General features: G+C 44.7%; 18 protein-coding genes and 1 pseudogene. 8 read left to right on the forward strand and 11 right to left on the reverse strand.

Translation table 11 applies throughout. From position 1 onward, the window contains the following. Positions 1-2: 2 nt before the first annotated feature. A complete protein-coding gene (locus Xind_RS03975; RefSeq protein WP_187649517.1) occupies positions 3-4370 on the forward strand; it encodes an RHS repeat-associated core domain-containing protein in 4368 nt (1455 codons plus the stop codon). After that, positions 4370-4747, forward strand: coding sequence for a hypothetical protein (locus tag Xind_RS03980; protein WP_187649518.1), 378 nt, complete (start codon positions 4370-4372; stop codon positions 4745-4747). The genes Xind_RS03975 and Xind_RS03980 overlap by 1 nt, the downstream gene beginning before the upstream one ends. Positions 4748-4791: 44 nt before the next feature. Here Xind_RS03980 and Xind_RS21070 read toward each other — a convergent pair. Continuing rightward, a pseudogene (locus tag Xind_RS21070) lies at positions 4792-4935 on the reverse strand (SymE family type I addiction module toxin); the annotation flags it as partial. Between the two features lie 341 nt (positions 4936-5276). On the opposite strand from Xind_RS21070, the gene Xind_RS03990 reads away from it, so the two are divergent. Both Xind_RS03990 and rarD read left to right on the forward strand, forming a co-directional pair. Beyond that, positions 5277-6020 (forward strand): hypothetical protein, encoded by a 744-nt coding sequence (locus tag Xind_RS03990; RefSeq protein ID WP_187649519.1) that lies wholly within the window; start codon positions 5277-5279, stop codon positions 6018-6020. A gap of 302 nt (positions 6021-6322) precedes the next feature. Continuing rightward, complete coding sequence (gene rarD, locus Xind_RS03995) at positions 6323-7213, forward strand: EamA family transporter RarD (protein ID WP_187649520.1); 891 nt, start codon at positions 6323-6325, stop codon at positions 7211-7213. 83 nt (positions 7214-7296) lie between these two features. Here rarD and Xind_RS04000 read toward each other — a convergent pair whose 3' ends face one another. The 9 genes from Xind_RS04000 to lptM form a co-directional block, all read right to left on the reverse strand. After that, on the reverse strand, positions 7297-7722 hold the full coding sequence (locus Xind_RS04000) for a type II toxin-antitoxin system VapC family toxin (protein ID WP_047683257.1): 426 nt from the start codon (positions 7720-7722) through the stop codon (positions 7297-7299). Further along, entirely contained in the window at positions 7719-7946 is a 228-nt protein-coding gene (gene vapB, locus Xind_RS04005; RefSeq protein ID WP_047683259.1) for a type II toxin-antitoxin system VapB family antitoxin, read from the reverse strand. The genes Xind_RS04000 and vapB overlap by 4 nt, the downstream gene beginning before the upstream one ends. Before the next feature lie 207 nt (positions 7947-8153). Further along, complete coding sequence (gene corA, locus Xind_RS04010) at positions 8154-9104, reverse strand: magnesium/cobalt transporter CorA (protein ID WP_047683261.1); 951 nt, start codon at positions 9102-9104, stop codon at positions 8154-8156. Positions 9105-9195: 91 nt separating this feature from the next. Next, positions 9196-11361: a DNA helicase II gene (uvrD, locus tag Xind_RS04015; protein ID WP_047683263.1), complete on the reverse strand. Its 2166-nt coding sequence runs from the start codon at positions 11359-11361 to the stop codon at positions 9196-9198. A gap of 65 nt (positions 11362-11426) precedes the next feature. Then, positions 11427-12143, reverse strand: coding sequence for a 5-amino-6-(5-phospho-D-ribitylamino)uracil phosphatase YigB (yigB, locus tag Xind_RS04020; protein ID WP_187649521.1), 717 nt, complete (start codon positions 12141-12143; stop codon positions 11427-11429). After that, positions 12143-13057: a tyrosine recombinase XerC gene (xerC, locus tag Xind_RS04025; protein ID WP_047683267.1), complete on the reverse strand. Its 915-nt coding sequence runs from the start codon at positions 13055-13057 to the stop codon at positions 12143-12145. Before xerC ends, yigB begins: the two co-directional genes overlap by 1 nt. Then, positions 13054-13758, reverse strand: a complete 705-nt coding sequence (locus Xind_RS04030; protein ID WP_047683293.1) for a DUF484 domain-containing protein — start codon at positions 13756-13758, stop codon at positions 13054-13056. Before Xind_RS04030 ends, xerC begins: the two co-directional genes overlap by 4 nt. 63 nt (positions 13759-13821) lie before the next feature. Beyond that, entirely contained in the window at positions 13822-14646 is an 825-nt protein-coding gene (gene dapF / locus Xind_RS04035; RefSeq protein ID WP_047683269.1) for a diaminopimelate epimerase, read from the reverse strand. Positions 14647-14686: 40 nt separating this feature from the next. Next, positions 14687-14896 (reverse strand): LPS translocon maturation chaperone LptM, encoded by a 210-nt coding sequence (lptM, locus tag Xind_RS04040; protein WP_072032533.1) that lies wholly within the window; start codon positions 14894-14896, stop codon positions 14687-14689. A 76-nt stretch (positions 14897-14972) separates the two neighbouring features. On the opposite strand from lptM, the gene cyaY reads away from it, so the two are divergent. After that, positions 14973-15290 (forward strand): iron donor protein CyaY, encoded by a 318-nt coding sequence (cyaY, locus tag Xind_RS04045; protein ID WP_047683271.1) that lies wholly within the window; start codon positions 14973-14975, stop codon positions 15288-15290. Between the two features lie 114 nt (positions 15291-15404). Here the strand turns inward: cyaY and Xind_RS04050 are convergent, their stop codons facing one another. Further along, positions 15405-17996, reverse strand: coding sequence for a class I adenylate cyclase (locus Xind_RS04050; RefSeq protein WP_047683273.1), 2592 nt, complete (start codon positions 17994-17996; stop codon positions 15405-15407). A gap of 676 nt (positions 17997-18672) precedes the next feature. On the opposite strand from Xind_RS04050, the gene hemC reads away from it, so the two are divergent. From hemC to hemX, 3 genes are read left to right on the forward strand one after another with little or no spacing between them, the layout of a single operon-like run. Beyond that, positions 18673-19614, forward strand: a complete 942-nt coding sequence (gene hemC, locus Xind_RS04055; protein WP_187649522.1) for a hydroxymethylbilane synthase — start codon at positions 18673-18675, stop codon at positions 19612-19614. Then, positions 19611-20387, forward strand: a complete 777-nt coding sequence (hemD, locus tag Xind_RS04060; protein ID WP_187649523.1) for a uroporphyrinogen-III synthase — start codon at positions 19611-19613, stop codon at positions 20385-20387. The genes hemC and hemD overlap by 4 nt, the downstream gene beginning before the upstream one ends. A gap of 20 nt (positions 20388-20407) precedes the next feature. After that, positions 20408-21595 carry a uroporphyrinogen-III C-methyltransferase gene (gene hemX, locus Xind_RS04065; protein ID WP_187649524.1) on the forward strand — a complete coding sequence of 396 codons (1188 nt, stop codon included), beginning with the start codon at positions 20408-20410 and terminating at the stop codon, positions 21593-21595.

Consider the following 21595-nt stretch of genomic DNA (forward strand, 5'->3'; position numbering starts at 1 on the left):
TTATGGGATTAATGGATGAAATTGTCCTTCGTACTGCAAGAGTGGGCGCAACTCATGCAAGCCAACAGCCCCAACCGGCAGCACGAGAGCCAGGCCCGGCGGCGGCACGTAAAGGAGACCCCATTCAGCATAAAAGTTTTTTAGGGGCACTTGCGGGGGCAGTTGTAGGTGCATTGCTCGGTGCAGCAGTATTTGGCGCGGCTGCACTTCTGATAGGTGCAACCGGGGGGCTGGCTACGTTTGCAATTATGGCTGTCGGCACGATGTGGACTATGGCGCTAGGTGATGTGATAAGTAAAGCCAGCTCAGCGGTTACGGACGCCATTGATAGCTGTAACCCGCCAGCCGGTGTGATCGCCACGGGTTCACCTAATGTCTTTATCGAAGGCAAGCCCGCCGCGCGGGTGGAGTTAGACACAGCAGCTTGCAAAAATCATCCCGCGCCACGCATCGCTCAGGGCAGTGAAAGCGTCTTTATCAACGAAAAGCCCGCCGCGCGGATTAAGGATAAACTGGAGTGTGGCTCAACTATCAAAGGCGGTGCCAGCAAAGTCTTTATCGGCTCAGGTCAAGAAACCTATCTTGAGATACAGGAAGAGTTTTCAGCCTGGCAGCGGGCATTGCTCGTTGCCGTGGAGTTTCTCGTCCCGCCATCACGAGGAGCCGTAAAAGGCATTGCAAAACTAACTACCAAAGCAGGCCGGAAAGCTGCTATCAACGGAGCTAAAAAAGGTGCCGAAACGGCCGCTAAAAAAATCAAAAATGTCCCCGGAAAAATCAAAGAAATCGTCACACTCAAAACCATCAGTTGTGCCAAACACGCTTTCAAACATAATAAAGGCCTGAAGCGTTATACGGAAAGTGTCAAAAGATTCTTTACGGGAGACCCGATAGACGTTACCACCGGCGCTCTGTTTGATCAGCGTATCGATATCGAGTTAGGGCAGACGATACCACTGCAATTTATCCGTAGTTGGTCACCCGGTCATCGCGGATTGCTAGGGGAAAACTGGCTGGATAACTTCTCCGAATGTGTCCTTGTTACAGGGGATCGAATAGAAATTCTGACAACCGAAGGTGCCTCACTCTTTTTCGCCCTGCCAGCCAGTTACGATCACAGCATCAACCCTGAACACCCCAATTTCAGACTGAGCCGGTATAAGCAAGGCCTTATCCTGAGTGATCGCGACAGTTTAATCAGTAAATATTTTACCTTCCCCGCGACTGTCTTTCCTACAACGGTCTTCCCTACAACCACGGAGGCTGACCCAGACAAAGAGAGCACCCAACGTTTGTGGCTGACCGAATACCGCGACAATAACGATAACACCATCCAGTTTCATTACAGTGAACAGCAGCAACTGGTTAAGGTTACCCATAGCGATGGCCCAGAATTAGTGTTGCTATACCGCGCAAATGGATTACTGGAAGAGATCCGTCGTACCGATAATGGCCTGAATGAAATGCTGGCGCGTTACGGTTATCACGATAACGACTGGCTGGCTGATGCAGACAGTACACAAACCTATCACCTGTTTTATGAATACAACGAACAAGGCTTAATAAGTCAGTGGTCTGATCATGATCAAACTGCGGTGGATTACGTTTATGATGAACAGGGGCGCTGTATCTATAGCGTCGGATCTGGGGGGTTCTATCCGGTTCATCTCTCCTATGAACCAGGCATCACCCATTCAACCACGCCACAAGGCCATACGACGACCTGGCATTACAATGATGAGCAACAAGTCACGCAGGTGGAAACGCCATGTGGTAGTGTCACGCGCTATGAATACGATGAATGGGGAAATTTGCGCCGCCAGATTTTACCAAAAGGCGAAATTATTACCCTTGATTACCTCGCAGATACCGGATTAGTGACCGCTTTTACTAATGCCATCGGGGCAACATGGCGTTATCACTATGATGATGCCGATCGCCTTATCAGCATGACAGACCCACTCGGACGAGTTTGGTGGCAACAATTCGACAATAAAGGTAATCCTGAATGTTTTATCGCACCAGATGGGCATAAGACCACTCTGACCCGTAACGAGTTTGGCTTGATCACCGCCGTAGAAGACAGTGATGGCAATAAGCGCAGTTGGGAATATGACCGTCATCAACGCCTGACTAAGTTGTTTGATGAAGAAAACCGCAGCCTGCAACTGGGTTATGACAGCCAGGATCGTCTGCGCCGAATGACGACTGGCGGTGGTGCCCTTTGGCGTTGGGATTATGATCGTCATCACCGCATTTCTTTAAGTGACCGACCCAATAACAGTATTGAGCGTTTCCGCCATGATCGTCACGGCAATCTGACCGAATGGACAGATGCTCATGGCGTAAAATGGCAGATTGAATACGGGCCATTTGATTTACCTTTCGCACGTGTGGATGGGGAAGGAAACCGCTGGCAGTACCGTTATGACTCTGACAGTCTGCAATTGCTGGAAGTGATCACGCCACAAGGGGAAAGCTACCGCTATACACTGGATGCAGACGGGCAGGTGATTACTGAAACCGACTATGCGGATACCCAATGGCATTACGCTTATGACCTTAACGGAAATTGCATTGAAAAGCATGATGCACCAGGCAATATCACTCGCTACGAATACGATGCCGCACAACGACTGACAGCCGTACATACACCGGAAGGAACCACCAACTACAGCTATGACCTCATCGGACGTTTGCTGGAAATCACCGCACCAGACACCATTTCTTTAATATTCGAATACGATGAACAAGGCCGTATTATCCGGGAAACCCAGTCACACGGGGAAATTCACCGCGAATATCCTGATAACACCACAACAGTAAGGCAGCTTCATACACCCGATGGCCGACTCTGGCAGGCAAAAACCGCTGTTAATAAGGTTGGAGAACTGAATTTACTGGCAATCAATGGTGATCATTCTCTGACCTTCGAGCGGGATAAGGATGGTAACGAATGGCATCGCCAGTCTGATAAGGGCTTTATCCTGCGTCAGGAGCACTCGTTAATGGGGCTGCTCACTTCCCAGCGTGCCGGACGTAATACTGAGTTTTTTGCCGCCCATGAAGTGGCGGATCTCCCGCAACCGACATTAGCAGGATTAGATCGTGAATATCGTTATGACGATGCACTTAATTTAGTAGCGGCGAATGATGAACGGCAGTGGCTACGTTATGTAGTCAATGGTAATGGACAAGTGACCTCAGTCAGTGATGGTGATCGGCTGCGGGAACATTATCAATATGACTCCTGCGGTTATCCATCCCGCCGTTTCGACGGCATCAATGACATTGACGGAGAACGGCTTTATCAAAAAGGACATCGATTGAGACACTTGGGTCAGCATCTATTTGAATATGACGATGCTGGCCGAATGACGGCGATGCAGTTATGGCAAGAAGGCCATCGCCCGCAGCTCACCAAATTCCGCTGGAACAGCCAAAATCAGTTAATTGGCGTACTAACACCGGGTGGTCAGCAATGGGACTATCGCTATGATGCCTTTGGGCGGCGTACTGAGAAAATTTGCCAGCAAGCCGGAATGCGCACAACATATTTGTGGGATGGCGATGTGCCGGCGGAAATCCGCGAGTATCGGCACAACCGCCTGCACTGCATCCGCCATCTGGTGTTCGACGGCTGGCAGTTACTGGCGCAGCAGGTTCAGTTTTTCACGCCTGATCCAGAAAACCGTGATGAATTGATTGCGGGAGCAATCCAGACTCACTATGCAGTCTGTGCCCCAACGGGGGAGCCACTGGCGTTGTTTGATGCCGCGGGGCACCGGGTCTGGCGTCAGCCACCGCAGAGCCTGTACGGACTGCGTCTGGGGGTGTTGGGGGAAAATGCCGAACTGAATCCGGGACTGCAATTTGCCGGGCAGTGGCTGGATGAAGAAAGCGGGCTTTACTACAATCGCTATCGGTATTACTTACCTGAAACCGCACAGTACATATCGCCAGATCCGATAGGGCTACGTGGGGGCATTAATTTATATTCGTATGCGCCTAATCCACTGAAATATATTGATCCGCTTGGGTTGTGCAAAACGAATGTTGAAAATAAAAACCCTTATGGCACTTATCGACCTGATCGACCATTACCTCGTGACAAAAATGGGAATCCAATCCCTGATGTTAATGCGCCACATACTCAATTAGGTACCAAGTCAGGTAGAAAAGGAGATTATACTCAGGCCAGAGAATGGGGATATAATGAGAATGGTAATTTAGTACCGAAAAGGGATATTGACTTTACAGATCATGGAAGGCCTAATGAACATCCAAATCCCCATCAGCATGATTATATTCCTAACCCTACGGGAGGAACACCGCAACATGGTCCTGCAAAAGATTTGGAGATCCCATAATGAATGTGAGTAAAGGGTCGATGTGGAATAATGGAGAAAAGATCCATTTATCTAATTTATTAGAAAAAATACCGGCTAATAAATGGGATTGGTATCTATATGAAATAGAAGCAGTTGGTGTTGCGCCACGAGATATGTCAATGCCTGACTTTGAGCAACAAGTTTTATCCAGTGATACCGGATTTAAATTATCATGGGATGAGGTGAAATCTTTTTCTAATTCATTGGATGATATAAAAACTTGCTTTTTAGCTGCATTGTTGAAGCCTGTACAATATAGTATATTAGACAATGGTGATTTATCATATTGTCTGGCTTTAATAACTATATCAGATAGTACTTCATGGGAAGTTAAGTTAATGAAGGATAACTATTAACTTATAGTATAAAGTTAAATAAAAGCCGGGAAATATGACCTTGTTTACGATTTTGTGTATTCGCCGATCAGTTCACGCATCCTGAGCTGATCTTGCTGGCGCTGGTACTGTTGCTTGATAGCGCAGGTATCATTGCTGTCAGGAATGAGCACCAAACAGCCCGCCATAATCTTGACGGTCAGGGTGCAACCTTTATCGAATCCGGCCGCCTTAAGCCACTGGCCTTTAGATGGATAGCAGGCGGGGCAGTAGCCTTGTTATTTTGCGGTACGTATCCCACGGTGTAATAACGTTCTGTTTTGATTGTTTTATTTAAAATACTCCCCCAAATAGCCAAAATCACCTATTAACATACCACCACTCTGGGTATATGATACCTTTACTTAATAAACAAACTGTACTGTATCAGTCATTACACCGAGCTCATCTTAACAACCACCAATTTCGGCAATACCAAAAAGTCGCAACAAATTGTCTTATAAAGTTATTAATTGAATCATTAATCAATAAACCAGCCAGAGAACCAACCATGACCCCAAGAACCAAAGCAGAACAAAAAATACTCGCAGGAACCCCTGTCTCTGCCGTTGTCTATATTTGGTATCCCTGCCACAGTTTTGTTGCAGGGCATGCCTCTGTTTATATCGGTGGAATGCCAAAATGCCCCTGGCCAATTGGGGTTACGGAACCCTCAACACCGACCAATTCCACACCAGCAAGCCCCTTACCTCCAAATGAAAGGAGACGTTCAACTTCTTCCATTTTTTCAAGACATGAAACAAGCCCTTCAATATCCATACAGCATCCACCATCTCCAACAGATAATAATTATGTCAGTTTCTATTGTGACCCCAACAAGCCTCGAGGAGGTTTATCATTTGCAGGAACCTTCGGTAAGATTCAGGAAGATTTTATCTTACAACCCCATCTGGAATATTTGCTTATCAACTTAGATGTTGAAAAGATGCAGAAAAAAAAGGATGAAATCTATATTGGAAAAACATATGGCAACTATCATGTGAGCCATAGTTATAGTACTTTCAGTAAAAATTGCGCCACAATAGTTGCCAGAATATTAAAAGCAGGTGGTGTGGAAAGTTTATTAAACCCAATTCAGAGAATAGGATATGGAAAAAACATTTATTGGACTCCGAAAGACATTGCACAACTATGTAATGAGTTGAGAAATAACGATCTTGCGGTCAAAATACGAGGACTGGATTGCCCTGATAAATCTGAATTACCAATTAGAACGATGATGGGATTCAGATAATTTGATGATGTAAATGTGTAAACTTCACTTACCAGCTTAGAACATTTTTATATCCTATCTGACGTCCAAATTATTTATGTAATAAACACATCACCAGGCTAAATGCAGGATATTATTTTAAAAACAAACACCGATATAGCATATAAAACCAACAATGCAGGCGGAAAGTTTTTCTTTCTTATTTACGTCATTAATTTCTTGTAAATTACTTAACCCAGTGACACATTGTACGGCTCTATGGGCTAACATCTAACAAGCTCTTCTCATTTTTTCTGAACACTCTCTGAACATTCAAGGATATTATGAACAAACCACAGACAGCCAAAGGTATCCTGTATGCCTTAGGTGCCTACCTGATTTGGGGGTTAGCTCCTATCTACTTCAAAAGCATACAATATGTTCCCCCCGATGAAATCGTATCGCACCGTGTTATATGGTCTGTATTTTTTATGGTGCTGATGTTAACCGTAACTCGTCACTGGCGTCAGGCCTGGGTCGTTGTCCGTCAACCCAATATCTTGCTACTGTTAGGTTTTACTGCCTTCACGATTACCAGTAACTGGCTGACTTATATCTGGGCCGTCAATAATAACCATCTCATTGAAGCAAGTCTGGGGTATTTCATTAACCCTTTGGTGAGTGTGTTACTTGGTATGCTATTCCTCGGTGAGCGGTTCCGGCGTATGCAGTGGGTTGCCGTGGCTTTAGCCTTTACAGGCGTACTCATTCAAGTCGTGCAGTTTGGCTCTGTACCTGTGATTGGCCTGTACTTAGCGACAACATTTGCCGTCTACAGTTTGATCCGCAAAAAGCTAGGGGTGGATGCACAAACAGGCATGTTAATTGAGACAGTCTGGGTATTTCCTGTCGCGCTGAGTTACCTGCTGTTCTTCACCGACAGCCCGACCAGCAATATGTTGGATAATACCTATTCCTTGAATCTGATGCTGATTGCCGCCGGTATTATTACGACGGTGCCACTGTTGCTTTTTACCGCAGCGGCGGCACATCTACGTTTGTCCACGCTAGGATTCTTTCAGTATCTTGGTCCAACCATAATGTTCTTGTTAGCAACACTGGTTTATGGTGAGAAGATTGGGCCAGATCGTTTGATCACTTTTGGTTTTATCTGGGCTGCATTGATTCTATTTACGCTGGATGCGCTTTATACGCAACGTCGTTTGCGGAAGTAGTCCATTATCTTCAATCATTTTAGAACTGACCCAATACCTTATCGAAAATTCGGGTCAGTTTTTTGATTAATTTATCCACAATTTTATTGATATATTTCAGTCCAATCTTCTAATGGCAATCCAATTACACGCGAAAATTCACGGGTATTATTTGTGACTAATATAGCTCCCACAGACAGGGCGTGCCCTGCAATGGCGGTATCATTATGTCCGATTGATGTGCCCGCAGAAGTCAAAGCAACTTTTACTTTTGTTGTTGCGTCCACCGCAGATTTATCCCACGGTAAGATCCCATCCAAACGTTTACAAAATTCGTCCACTAATACACCATGTTTCGGAGAAGCTTTTTTCCCAATTGCCCCGAAACGTATTTCCGAATAAGTAATAGCAGATACCACAATTGGATAGTTATTCATTACACATTTCTGTAATTGGTTTATCACCGCAATAGGCTGCTCACGCATAATGAATGAACAAATGTTAGTATCCAACATGTAAAGCTTTTTCATAACGTAAAACGTCCTTCCTCAATAATATCCGGTCGTTCAGATAGAAAATCTTCGTCCGCCTTATCCTCTGATAAAAATGAATGCCAGCTAGGTTTTACTGGGCGTAATATAATGGTCTCTCCTTCTCGGATAATTTCCAATTCATTAACGCCCTCAAAATCCAGATCTTTAGGTAAACGGATAGCACGATTATTACCATTTTTAAAAACAGCCACAGTTCTCATATGAAATCTCCTACACTGGAAAACATATGCATAGCATATGTTAACAATCAAAGCAGGTCAATATACGAACAAATGCGAGTACGAGAATATACTTTTTCAGGTTGTAGTATAACGAGAGACAGCCCCCAGAAATATAGCTGACTATGTAACTGGAGGGTCTTTAGAAATAGCCAGCAAAGCGGCTATAAAGCATGGAGATCGGAATGATTACAGCCAGTTCTTTCGCTTAAAGTAGAGGTAAGGTGCCAATCCTGCGGCAATCATCAACCCAATGGCCGCAGGGTAGCCGAATGTCCAATTCAGCTCCGGCATAAATTTGAAGTTCATTCCATAGCTGGAAGCCACCAGCGTTGGCGGCAGAAATACCACGGAAACAACGGAGAAGATTTTGATAATCCGGCTCTGTTCGATGTTGATAAAACCCATCGCCGCCTGCATCAGGAAGTTAACTTTCTGGAATAAGGATTCGTTATGTGGCAACAAGGATTCGATATCCCGCAGGATCTCACGTGCCTGTTCTAACTGGTTGGCAGGCAAACGGGCACGGCGCACAAGAAAGTTCAGGGCACGCTGACTATCCATTAAACAAAGGCGCACTTTCCAGCCAATATCTTCCTGCTCAGCAAGATTCGATAGAGCGGAATCGAATTCATCCCCTTGTTTACCGTTCATAATCACCCGGCTCAGGGATTCCAGTACGCTATAGATATTTTCAATCACATCTGCCAACTGTTCGATCTTGGTTTCGAACAAATCCATCAGCAGCTCATAGGCATTCCCATCAACCATCGTCTGGTTACGGGCGCGCATTCGGTATAATCGAAATGCAGGGAGTTCACGCTCACGCAATGTGTAGAGACGACCGTCACGAATGGTAAAGGCGACTGTCGAGTTGCCAGCATGGTCTTCAGCGTCTTCAAAATAGAAGAATGAGTGGACGTGCATACCATCTTCATCTTCAAAAAAACGGGCCGAAGCCTCGATATCATCCAATTCAGTGCGGGTCGCCAGAGCTTGTCCTAATTCGTTCTGGACTCGGAGCCGATCATTATCTCCCAGTCCAACCAAATCTACCCACATCGAGTCGGATAACTTATCACCTTCTTCAAGTTCGAGACGGAGCAGGCGATTATTCTCTAATTTAAATGCGTTCAGCATGTACCATAAGTCTCCTTATACTCCCTACGTTTATCGTAAGGCGCGAATGTTACGCTTAGAAGAAAAAGCCTGTCAACATTCGACCGGATTATTATTGGCCGGTTTCAAGCCTGGCATAAGCAGCCACCAGCCACTTGATGCCTTCACCCTGAAACGCGATTTGCAAACGGCAATGTTCCCCACTGCCTTCAATATTGATAATTGTCCCCTCACCAAATTTAGGATGGCGGACACGTTGTCCCAGGGCATAACCGCTATCATTAGTGCTGATCGGTGTTCCCAGTCGTTTATGATTCACCGGACGGGACACTGTTGCCCGCAGACGCACCTCAGTGACACATTCTTCCGGTAACTCCCCGATAAAACGAGACGGGCGATGATACACTTCTTTCCCATACAGGCGACGACTTTCGGCATAGGTCAGGGTCAGTTTTTCCATCGCCCTTGTCACCCCCACATAAGCCAGCCGGCGCTCTTCTTCCAAACGCCCCCCTTCCTCAATGGACATTTGGCTTGGGAACATCCCCTCTTCCATACCGACAATAAAAACTTGCGGGAATTCCAACCCTTTCGCCGCATGCAGAGTCATCAACTGGGCAGAATCCTGATAGGCATCGGCCTGCCCTTCACCCGCTTCAAGCGCAGCATGAGATAAGAAAGCCTGCAATGGCATCAAATCTTCGTCTTCATCCTGATAGCTGAATTGGCGGGTCGCCGTGACTAATTCCTCAAGGTTTTCGATACGCGCCTGCGCTTTTTCGCCTTTTTCCTGCTGATACATCGCCCACAAGCCAGAATCACGGATAATCCGATCCGTCTGTATATGGAGTGGCATCTCTTGTGTTTCAGTTTCTAGTGCATCAATTAACTCAATAAAACGCTGTAAGGCAGATGCGGCCCGCCCTGCCAGCACTTTTTCCTGGATCAGCATCAGACTGCTTTCCCACAGTGTTTTCTGTTGATCTCGCGCCATCTGACGCACAACATCTAATGTTCTGTCTCCAATTCCCCGCGTAGGTGTATTGACCACGCGTTCAAAGGCAGAATCATCATTACGGTTTGCGACCAGACGCAGATAAGATAAAGCGTCTTTGATTTCCTGACGTTCAAAGAAGCGTTGGCCGCCATAAATACGGTAAGGTATGGAAGCCTGCAACAAGGCTTCTTCCAATACGCGGGACTGGGCATTACTGCGGTACAGGATCGCACACTCTTTTAATGCTCCGCCATTGTCCAGCCAATGCTTGATGCGGCTAACAACATAACGTGCTTCATCCAATTCATTAAAAGCAGAGTAAAGTGAGATCGGTTCTCCTTCGCTGCCTTCTGTCCATAAGTTTTTGCCCAACCGGTCATTGTTATGAGCAATCAGGGCATTAGCTGCCTTAAGGATATTGCTGGTGGAACGGTAATTCTGTTCCAGACGAATCGTCTTCGCAGCCGGGAAATCTTTGAGGAAACGCTGAATGTTTTCTACTTGCGCTCCCCGCCAACCGTAAATAGATTGATCATCGTCCCCGACAATCATCACCTTACCGGAATCGCCGGCTAACAAGCGGATCCAAGCATATTGAATGCTGTTGGTATCCTGAAACTCATCTACCAAAATATTAGTAAAACGATCACGATAATGTTGCAATATTTGCGGTTTGTTCAACCACAGTTCATGAGCACGCAACAATAACTCAGCAAAATCCACCAATCCGGCACGATCACAAGCTTCCTGATAGGCCTGATAAATTCTCAGCCATGTTGCTTCCACCGGATTGCCGTAACTTTCAATATGCTGAGGGCGTAATCCTTCATCTTTTTTGCCGTTGATGTACCACATACCCTGACGTGCAGGCCACTGTTTGTCATCCAGATTCATCGCCTTGACGATACGTTTAATCAGACGGTGCTGATCTTCACTGTCCAGGATCTGGAAATCCTGCGGTAAGTTGGCATCAAGATGATGGGCACGCAGTAAACGATGAGCCAGACTATGAAATGTTCCAATCCACATGCCCCCCTGACTAGTACCAATCAGATTTTCAATGCGGTGGCGCATCTCTGCTGCTGCTTTATTGGTAAATGTTACTGCCATAACAGAGAAAGGTGAGGCATGTTCAACTGACAGTAACCAGGCGATACGGTGCACCAATACGCGAGTCTTACCGCTGCCAGCACCTGCCAGTACCAGCATATTGGTACGGGGTACAGCAACAGCTTCACGTTGTTTATCATTCAAGCTTTCGAGCAGATAAGAGACGTCCATAATTACCATCAGTTGTTAACAATGACTTTTGTCACTGTTTTTTTATACAGAATTACAGTCTGAAATTATATCAGTGCGATCAAAGAATCCAAGTCAGAAATCTCAATATGTGGAACCCGCCGCCCTTCAGGCTTTTGCATCAGATTTTTATTTTCAACATTCATCCAACAAGCCTGCATACCGCTGCAAAGGGCTCCTTCGACATCGGTCTTCAAATTATCACCAACATGCAGAATTTGATTTGCTGGCAGCCCCAATTGTTTAGCCGCCAGATGATACATGTCTGGACATGGCTTGGAACGTCCATCCACTCCTGCTTTAAGAACAAATTTAAAATAACGGGCAAGACCACATTCAGCAGGTTCAACATTCCCATTGGTGATCGCCACCAGCGGCATCTTTTCTGCCAGCACCGATAAAGTGTTATGTGTCGATTCTGGTATGATGATCTGATTACGCCAATAGGTGAAACAAGACATAATCTCATCCGCGCCACGTATGGCTGCCTCACGGTTAAAACCGTGGTAGCTGAACATCAGTTCTGCGGAATGCCGTCGCCATGCTGTCAGATCATGGTAAATTTCTGGTTCCATCTCAAGAACAGCCTGACGGTATACATGCAGATCTTCGCTGTCAAAATGGCTGAATTTGGCATCGTACTGCCTGATAAAACACAATACTTCTTTTTCGGTTTTATCGATGACTGGATGATTATCGTAAAGTGTATCATCCAGATCGAATGTCATCGCAGCAAATGGCGCGAGAGGCCGATAAAAACGCATTATGATTTCCCTCTTTTTGCTCTAGGGTGAGCCACATCATAAACTTTGGATAAGTGTTGAAAATCCAGATGGGTGTAGACCTGGGTAGACGATAAACTTGTATGGCCTAACAATTCTTGCACAGCCCGGAGATCACCACTGGATTCCAGAATATGTGTAGCAAACGAATGGCGCAGTTTATGGGGATGAATATGATTGTTTATCCCCTGCCGAATCCCCCACTGCTCAAATCGTTTTTGTACATTGCGGGTTGAGATCCGTTTCCCGCTTCGGGTGGAAATGAAAACAGCATTACCTTCCGGTTCAAATAGTTCCCGCATTTCCAGCCAACGTTGCAGCCATTGCAATGCAATTCTCCCGACCGGAACTTTACGTTCTTTACTGCCTTTACCCTGCACCCAAATGTCACCATTTTTCAAATCCAGATGCTGGCAATCCAGGCCAACCAGCTCAGATAGGCGTAAGCCCACACCATACATGACTTCCATCATTGTTCTGTCACGCACAGACAGAGGATCATTCAGGTTAATATTGAGTAGTTGGTTAGCTTCGTCCACATCTATGTTTTTGGGTAAATGGTGCTTTTTGCGTGGTGTACTGACAATTTTAGCAGGATTAGCTTCTATTTTTTCCTGTGTCACCATCCAATCCAGAAAACTACGCAAGGAAGAAAGACGCAGTGCAAGGCTGGCAGACTGTAACCCAACCCGACGGCTACGGGTAGCGAACATTCTGACTTTAGTCGCATCAAGCGATTGCCACTCTGTTACCCCCATTTCCAGTGACATTTCTGCCAATACCGTGAGATGACGACGATAATTGGTTATTGTCATCAGACTTAGACGACGCTCAACTCGCAGATGGTGCAAAAAGGCTTCTACTGGCTCAAGGAGTAAATCGATTGGCTGGTTCATACTCGTTTAATCCAACGGGACAATAACCTTGGCAGCAGTTTCACTAACTGATCTAACAGGTCAGTTCCCATTCCTTCGTGATAGTGTCGTTTATCATGGCTATTGAAGATCACCATGCCCAACTCTCCTTGTCCTCCTAAAAGAGACACAGCCACTGAGCCGACATGACGAGCCTGAGGCATCAACAATAAAATTTCCGGGCCGTGTAACATACCAAGATAATGGTTATTGTCACCGAATCGTTGGATCCGAATTGGCTCAAAAGCATTGCGGGATATCGCTAAATCCGGCGCATTCAATGGGGCACCAAGAAACCACTTGTCAGAAAACAACCGGATATAACAGTTGCTCAGACCCAGTGTTTTTGACCATGAGCTTAAACGGGAAAGAAAATCCTGCAAACTTTCGACAGCAGAAAGTTCAGTAAGCAATTGCAACAAGCGATTAAACAATATTTCATTTTGTTTTGCCTGTTCCACCAGATGTATCAAGTCTTCTTCCAGGTAGCGGATTCGTTTTCTTTGACGGTTCATATGCCATTCCATCAGAGAAACACACTCACGTACTGGATGAGGAACCTCTATCCTATCGACCGCATTAGCATTGCGGATAAAAAAATTGGGGTTATTCAGCAGATAATCCACCACGATCTGATCATCCAATTCATTTTCGGTGTGCAATGGTTTGTTTTCTTTACCCATTTTCCAATGCCCCATATTTCAAAAATAACTCCTGCCACACGGAATCAATGACACATGAATCAATTACACCTGAATTGTGCCGTCATAAACATGAGTTGCCGGCCCGGTCATATAAAGTGGCTGCCTTGGCCCATCCCAACGAATATTCAGGGAACCGCCTGGCAAATCAACGCGAACCTGCTTATCTAATAGATTTTGCTGGATACCAACAGCAACAGCGGCACAAGCGCCACTACCACATGCCCGCGTTTCTCCGGCACCTCGCTCAAAGACACGCAATCGGATATGGCTACGATTCACGACCTGCATAAAGCCAATATTCGCTCTCTCAGGAAAACGTTCATGGCGTTCTAAAATGGGGCCAAGCACCTCAACCTCTGCGGTGTCCACATTCTCAACCTGAATAACACAGTGAGGATTCCCCATTGAGACAACACCACAGAGCACCGTACGATCCATGACCCTGATAATATAAGTTTTTTCTGCTTTGTTAGCGCGGAAAGGGACGGACTGTGGTTCAAAGACCGGCTCGCCCATATTGACACAGACCTGATCATCGTATGTCACGCTCAGCGTCATATGACCAGACCGTGTACTAACCTTAATCTCACGTTTATTCGTCAACCCTCTTAAACGGACAAAACGAGCAAAACAACGAGCCCCATTACCACATTGAGAAACTTCACTGCCATCCGCATTAAAAATACGATAGTGAAAGTCTAGGTCAGGATCATAGGGCGCTTCAACAACCAGCAGTTGATCAAACCCTACACCAGTATGTCTATTTGATAACCGGCAGATTAATTCCGGCGAAAAATAAACATTCTGGGTCACTGCATCAACGACCATAAAATCATTGCCAAGACCATGCATTTTGGAGAATTGCATATACTACTCCAAGTGAAATTCCATCACCTGCTTACGCTTATCAAGCATCCGCCGAGGTATTGTTTTTAATGATATCGTTTTTAGAGAGGTTATTTTGAGAAAAATTTCCCGTCGGCTGCGCCTTATTCAATGAAGTTTGAGGTGCAACAGACTCTGCTGGCGGGAAATAAAGAGGGCCTTTCAAGCCACAGCCCGCAATAGAGAGTAGTGTTATGATAGCAAGTGACCAACGGAATTGTTTGTTCATCATGATTAATGCCTGTGATTCATACGCCAATACTCTCTATAATCGCAGTTAGGCCCTGAAAAGCAAATAGGAAATAAATATGAACGATAGCGAATTTCATCAATTAGCTGATCAATTGATGCTTTATCTTGAAGAACAACTGGATAACTATGAAGGTGATGCCGATATTGACTGTGAAACCAATGGTGGCGTAATGACACTTAGCTTTGAGAATGGCAGCAAAATCATTATCAATCGCCAGGAGCCTTTTCACCAAATCTGGCTGGCAACTAAAAATGGGGGTTATCATTTCGATTACCGGGATAACAAGTGGGTTTGCGACCGTAGCGGTAACGATTTTCTTTCCATGCTGGCACAAGCAATTACAGAACAGAGTGACGAGCCATTTCAGTTTTAGTGAAGTTTTTATCCCCCTTACTTAAACAACTGACATCTTGTGCCGTATCCAAAATACGGCACTTTTACTGACTACAGCTACTGACTACAGCGATGACCTAACTATGACCCATTCTCAATAGTGGTACAAAGAATGAAACGGGTCGCTATTTGCCCTGAACGCCTCATCCAGTTCCAGATCAATAATATTCCTTGTCTCATTATCTAACGGCGATTTACCATCCATAAATGGCGCTACATGAGTACGTTCGCCTTTCTTAACGATTTGATAGAACTGTGGCAAATTAAAATTGATAAAACTGGAGCCATAGGTAAAACGGTCATGCGATGAAGAATAAAAACGGCTGACATCACGCACCAATTCTTCTTTACTTCCTTCACAATGGAAATAAATTTCTACCCGGTTTGATTCATCCAGAATATAGATATTGAACCCTTGGTTACCTTCAATATCTTCAAAGAAAAACTGAATGATCCCTTCACAGGCAAATCCATCAATGACAGGGGGCAGATGTTTTTCTTTAGTATCAATTTTAACTGGCAGACCATGTAGCTTGGTATTTGAAATTGCACCATAGAATTCCACCGCATTTTCCAGTTTTTGCACTGAAACGTTGAGCCGTTCAAAAAATAGCCCCCAGGTTTGACCAGAAATGCGCAATGCTTTGAAGCGGTTAGGATCCTGCCGGTTACTGGAGAGACGCAACCCGATACACTCTGAAACCAATTGCTGGATGCGGGTGCGAATCAATCCACACAAATGCTTGCTATAACAAAAAACTTCAACACTCGCTGGCGGTGCTGCATCTCTGTGCATTTTTCCCAGTATTGTTTTCAATGCTTCCAGCATGGATTGTTCACCGCTGAAATGCAGTGTCCTCACTTCATTCCATGAATTACGGTAAAGCAAGTCGATACTATCCACCAGACATTGCTGCGATTCACCGAAACTGAACACATCTAAATTTCTGAAATCAAAATGTACAATTTGATCGGAAAAATTTATGGTTGGATCAGTTTCCAAATTCACAATAATTGCCAGATGGCGGATTTCACAAGGGCTGTATAATGCCTTTGGTGTTGGAGCGGGCAAGCGGATAGGGAAATGAGTAGAAATATCACTCACCAAATCGCGTAGCTTCTTTTTGTCAGTTTGAGATTCTCCATGATGAATATGAATACGGGTTTTTTCCGCCAGCAACCCGTTGAAATATGTCCATGCCACCAATTTATTCAAATAACGATTATACTCCAGCGGTTGATGACCAATGATGGATTCTATTGCGGGCGCTCGATTATAAAGATACCAGCCACTACGATTTGCCCGCCCTGGTGGAACATAAATAAATGTCAAATCTTGTTCTGACAAATCCAGCGAAATTTGCGGGTTTACCAACGTGATTTTGCCGGGCAGGGCCTCAAATGCAGCATACAATTTACGGGTCAATACACCAATGTCTTGTGGACTCGCACTCACACTTAAATTGTTACGCCGGGCAAAACGGATAAGATTGCGATAACTCTGCATCATGGTATCCAGCAGTTCATTATGAGCTGCACGTACCTGCTCGATTTTCCATGAGTTACGGTTATTCAACATGGCCAGTTTATCGCTATTCCAGCCCCATTCCTGCGCTAACTGAGAGATAATCTGCTGTCGCCATCCTGAATACCCTTTATCATCACCGCTTTCCTGAATTTTTTCGCAAACCTTCAGGTAAAAACAGCGGCGCGCCAAATCCAAACGCGTCGTGTCATTAGTATCAGTAAGGTATCGGGTAACACGATCAAGCATCATGCTGTAAGCATCAAGGCCAAAAGAAACAATCGAGCCATCATGGAAATGCTGTTTCATCTCCATTGCCAGCAACTTGCCATTCGGGTATTCCCACGAATAGGCTTCCAGCAACAGGCTCTTCAATACGGACTTATAAGGAGAATCTACACTCTTATAAAGTTGCCACAGGCTGGCACCAAAATATTCTTCTGCTGACAACTCACCTAAGCCGCCCAGATCCAACCACTCATTCGGGGTTAAAACACCCTGTGCATATAAAGAAAGCACATATTCATCGTAATTTACCTCCTCTTCCACAGGAACCATCGCCCACAACAGGCGTTTACCCGCCATGCAGACCGCAGTGCGATAAAATTCATCCAGCAGAAGGATATGCTGAGTTGAGCCACAATCTTCGCCATTCAGGCTGCCGCAGGTGTTATGGCGAAAGCGATTCTCATCAATCAAAAAGAAGGTTACTTCAATACCCAGTGAAGCAGCCCATTGTTCTATTAAAATACATTTCTGTTCCAGTAGCGCTTTTTCACCACTATCCAGCCAGGATTGATGACAAACCCAAATATCTAAATCAGAAAAATAGCTCTGTCCGATAGAAGAAGTACTGCCCATCGAGTAAATACCCGTAATTGGCAGTTCACCATTAAAGGAGGGGGAGAAAACACCAGTAAACTGGTATTCCAGATCATTAATCCAAAATTGCTGAGTTTCATCAGGTACAAAAAAACAGACACCATGAGGAACGTCATCTTTGATATAACCCGGCATCATTGGATGATGATAGTGTAATAATACTGGAATTAAATTATAAACCTGCTTAAATGCGGCGCTCATTGAGTTAGTCGCACGCTCTAACCTAAGCTGATTAATTGCATCCAGTCGCTGCTTCAGCGTTTCAATATAAAGATACAAGAGTTTCGCCTGCTTCAGTTTCAGTGCTTACAATCGCCAGTTTCCGCTAACGCTCAGCCACCGTTAACGTCTGATACTCGTTAACAGGTCGTGTTACAAGACTATTTTTTAGAATTTTTTTACAAACTTATTATCGGAAACGTGATCAATTTAACACCTTGCAGTCAAGGCGTAAAGTCCGCAATATCATCTTTTCACCTTCCATACAACACCTAAACATCAATTAACTCATTGTAAAGTATTAAGTTACTCACAAATTTGATACTAAAATATGTTTTTTTGAAATAGGTATTATAGCTGACCATTTTCTGTATCGTTGCTGTAAGGTATTGTAAACGCCGAATTTTGCATAACTGTTTCATTAATATTACTTTTAATTGATAAATATCTTTCTCTTTTTTCGAAAAAGATAAATTTCAAATAGCAATTTGATTTTAATTCAATCTATTTGTTTATTTACTCCATTTAATTAAAACATTATTTTAATGTTTAAAATTATTTTTATCTTTATCTTTTCGAGCTGTATATTTATATACTATTCTGGTTTTTTCTTAACTGGAAAAAAAATTATTGAAGTGTTAAAACTGAGCCATTTTTACTGTTCTATTTTTTCACTCTTTGGAGATAAAAATCTCCAATTGCCGTTAATTAATACAATTATCCAAGATAATTACCCATGACAATGAAAACCATTCGCATTGCGACTCGCCAAAGCCCTTTAGCTATGTGGCAAGCTCGATACGTTCAAAAGCAACTAGAACATTTCCATCCTGAATTGAAAGTTGTATTAGTTCCAATGATCACTCGCGGTGATGTCATCCTTGATACGCCACTCGCCAAGGTTGGCGGTAAAGGGTTATTTGTGAAAGAGCTAGAGTTAGCGATGCTTGAAAATCGGGCAGACATCGCTGTTCACTCCATGAAAGATGTCCCTGTCGAATTTCCTGAGGGTTTGGGATTGGTCACAATCTGTGAAAGGGAAGATCCACGAGATGCTTTTGTTTCAGTAGAATACGCCTCGATTGATGAACTGCCCGCTGGCAGTATTGTTGGAACATCCAGCTTACGCCGCCAGTGCCAGCTTCGCCATCTGCGTCCTGATCTTGTGATCCGCGACTTACGTGGCAATGTCGGCACCCGTTTGAGCAAACTCGATAATGGTGATTATGACGCCATTATCCTTGCAACTGCGGGCCTGAAAAGACTAGGGTTGGAAGAGCGTATCCGAATGCCGTTGGCACCGGAATTGCTGCTTCCTGCTGTCGGTCAAGGCGCTGTTGGTATTGAATGTCGCCTGAATGATATGCAGACTCGTGAGCTGCTTGCTCCCTTAAATCATCAAAGAACAGAGATTTGTGTCCTCGCTGAACGTGCCATGAACACCCGCCTTGAAGGGGGATGTCAGGTTCCCATTGGTAGCTATGCCATTTGGCAGGACAGTAACATCTGGTTACGTGCCCTTGTTGGCGCACCTGATGGCAGTACCATTATTCGTGGCGAAAGACTTATTCGTAGTGAAGAGGCCCGCCAGGCGGGTGTGTCATTGGCAGAAGAGTTATTAGAGAAAGGTGCACGCCAGATCCTGGCTGACGTATATCAAAGGAACCCACCTGCATGAGCATCTTAGTCACCCGTCCTGCCCCCGCAGGAGAAGCGTTGGTCAATCAGTTAAGATCTATCGGTAAAACAGCATTCAGTGCGCCACTTATTGCAATTTACCCTGGTACTGAGCTGCCCTTACTGACACAAAAACTGCGACAGCTATCAGCGGGTGATTTCGTTTTTCTGCTATCCAAAAATGCCGTGCATTATGCCAACGAACAGCTTGTACAAGAAGGCCTCTCATGGCCTGACAAGCTATCCTATTATGGTATCGGCAAATCGACGTCCTTGCTCTTTCATCAACAAACGGGAAAAAACATTCTCTGGTCAGAGCAAGGAGAAACAAGTGAAGATCTCCTGCAACTCCCTGCTTTACAAAAAATGGAGAATAAAAAGATTTTATTACTTCGCGGCAATGGTGGCCGAGAGGTGATTGCTTCAACCTTAAAGATGCGGGGAGGAGCAATTGATTACTGTGAATGTTATTCACGTCAGCCAGTCAAATATCGTACAACTGAGTTCAATCATCATTGGCAACAATGTGGTATAAGAACCATCGTTGTTACAAGTGGCGAAATGTTGCAACTGTTATATAACTTAGTTACTGAAGGTAATGACAGTGAAGATGGTAGCACTGAGAGTAGTGGTAATGGCAAAGCGTGGTTATTAGGTTGCCGGCTGATTGTGGTCAGTGAACGCCTCGCCAATATTGCCCGAACACTGGGCTGGCAAGAAATAAAAGTCACTAAGAGTGCAGATAATGACGCCTTAATGCAGGCGCTGGAATAAACCAATATGGGATGTCCATTATGACGGAACAAAAGAAATCCACTGATGCGGTTGAGACAACACTCCCTCAGAAGCCTAAAAAGGCTCCTCGTAAATCCAGAAGTGACGGGTGGGTGGGCAGTACACTCTCAATTGCTATTACGCTGGCAGTAGGTGCGGGTGGAATTTATCTTTTTTATCATGGTAAACAACAGAATGCAGAATTAGAAGCCGAAAACCTCGCGCTACAACAGCAAGTGGCTTCTTTCGTGCAACAACAGTCTGCGGATAAACAAGATGCAGATGACAAAATTGAAGCAATGAAAAATGCCCTGGAGCAAGCCAATACGCAAAGACAGCAATTAGACAGCCGCATGGCAGAACTTCAGGATCGAATGTCCGCAATTACAAATTCTGATATCGAAAACTGGCGGTTGGCACAGGCAAATTTTCTCGTAAAAATGGCAAGCCGCAAGATATGGAGTGATCAGGATATTGCTACCGCGATCGCTCTGCTAAAAGATGCAGACAGCAGCCTTACAGAAATGAATGATCCTAGTTTATTGCATGCCCGCTCAACGATTATGCAAGATATCGACATGCTATCCAAAATCAATCAGGTAGATATAGATGGCATTATTCTAACCTTGAATCAGCTATCAAATCAGGTAGATAACTTGCCGCTGGTTGATAGTGTGGAACAAGGGAAACCGATGGATGGAGACGATAAAGGGATTAGTGCTTCACTCTCTGATTGGCGCGAAAATCTGAGCAAAAGCTGGCACAGCTTTATGGATAATTTCATTACCATCAAACCGCGTGATGGCTCTAAAGAGCCACTGTTGGCACCAAAACAGGAAATCTATCTACGGGAAAATATCCGCTCCAAGCTGTTGATAGCAGCCCAGGCAGCTCCTCGCCGACAAATTGATACTTATAAGGAATCACTAAAATCTGTTTCAACCTGGGTAAGAGCTTATTTTGATACATCTATGCCAGATACGGTAACTTTCCTGAATGAGGTAGATAAACTGGAAAAACGACCACTTTCCATTGATATACCGGAACAATTAAATAGCCAGACTGTGCTAGCAGATTTAATGCGCAAGCGTATTTATAACTTGCCACACCAGCCGCTTTATCAGCCCCAAGTTCAACCAGAAATTCAGCCTCAGCCGAAATCTGAAGAAGGCTCTAATCAGGCTGAAACATCCACTAAGGAGGGCTGA

The organism is Xenorhabdus indica (assembly GCF_014467235.1).
In the GTDB taxonomy this organism is placed as follows: Bacteria; Pseudomonadota; Gammaproteobacteria; order Enterobacterales; family Enterobacteriaceae; genus Xenorhabdus; species Xenorhabdus indica.

Excerpts from the sequence above, each read along its gene's own strand:
- Xind_RS03975 (WP_187649517.1), top strand. The coding sequence starts at position 3 with ATGGGATTAATGGATGAAATTGTCCTTCGTACTGCAAGAGTGGGCGCA.
- Xind_RS03980 (WP_187649518.1), top strand. The coding sequence starts at position 4,370 with ATGAATGTGAGTAAAGGGTCGATGTGGAATAATGGAGAAAAGATCCAT.
- Xind_RS03990 (WP_187649519.1), top strand. The coding sequence starts at position 5,277 with ATGACCCCAAGAACCAAAGCAGAACAAAAAATACTCGCAGGAACCCCT.
- rarD (WP_187649520.1), top strand. The coding sequence starts at position 6,323 with ATGAACAAACCACAGACAGCCAAAGGTATCCTGTATGCCTTAGGTGCC.
- Xind_RS04000 (WP_047683257.1), bottom strand. The coding sequence starts at position 7,722 with ATGAAAAAGCTTTACATGTTGGATACTAACATTTGTTCATTCATTATG.
- vapB (WP_047683259.1), bottom strand. The coding sequence starts at position 7,946 with ATGAGAACTGTGGCTGTTTTTAAAAATGGTAATAATCGTGCTATCCGT.
- corA (WP_047683261.1), bottom strand. The coding sequence starts at position 9,104 with ATGCTGAACGCATTTAAATTAGAGAATAATCGCCTGCTCCGTCTCGAA.
- uvrD (WP_047683263.1), bottom strand. The coding sequence starts at position 11,361 with ATGGACGTCTCTTATCTGCTCGAAAGCTTGAATGATAAACAACGTGAA.
- yigB (WP_187649521.1), bottom strand. The coding sequence starts at position 12,143 with ATGCGTTTTTATCGGCCTCTCGCGCCATTTGCTGCGATGACATTCGAT.
- xerC (WP_047683267.1), bottom strand. The coding sequence starts at position 13,057 with ATGAACCAGCCAATCGATTTACTCCTTGAGCCAGTAGAAGCCTTTTTG.
- Xind_RS04030 (WP_047683293.1), bottom strand. The coding sequence starts at position 13,758 with ATGGGTAAAGAAAACAAACCATTGCACACCGAAAATGAATTGGATGAT.
- dapF (WP_047683269.1), bottom strand. The coding sequence starts at position 14,646 with ATGCAATTCTCCAAAATGCATGGTCTTGGCAATGATTTTATGGTCGTT.
- lptM (WP_072032533.1), bottom strand. The coding sequence starts at position 14,896 with ATGATGAACAAACAATTCCGTTGGTCACTTGCTATCATAACACTACTC.
- cyaY (WP_047683271.1), top strand. The coding sequence starts at position 14,973 with ATGAACGATAGCGAATTTCATCAATTAGCTGATCAATTGATGCTTTAT.
- hemC (WP_187649522.1), top strand. The coding sequence starts at position 18,673 with ATGACAATGAAAACCATTCGCATTGCGACTCGCCAAAGCCCTTTAGCT.
- hemD (WP_187649523.1), top strand. The coding sequence starts at position 19,611 with ATGAGCATCTTAGTCACCCGTCCTGCCCCCGCAGGAGAAGCGTTGGTC.
- hemX (WP_187649524.1), top strand. The coding sequence starts at position 20,408 with ATGACGGAACAAAAGAAATCCACTGATGCGGTTGAGACAACACTCCCT.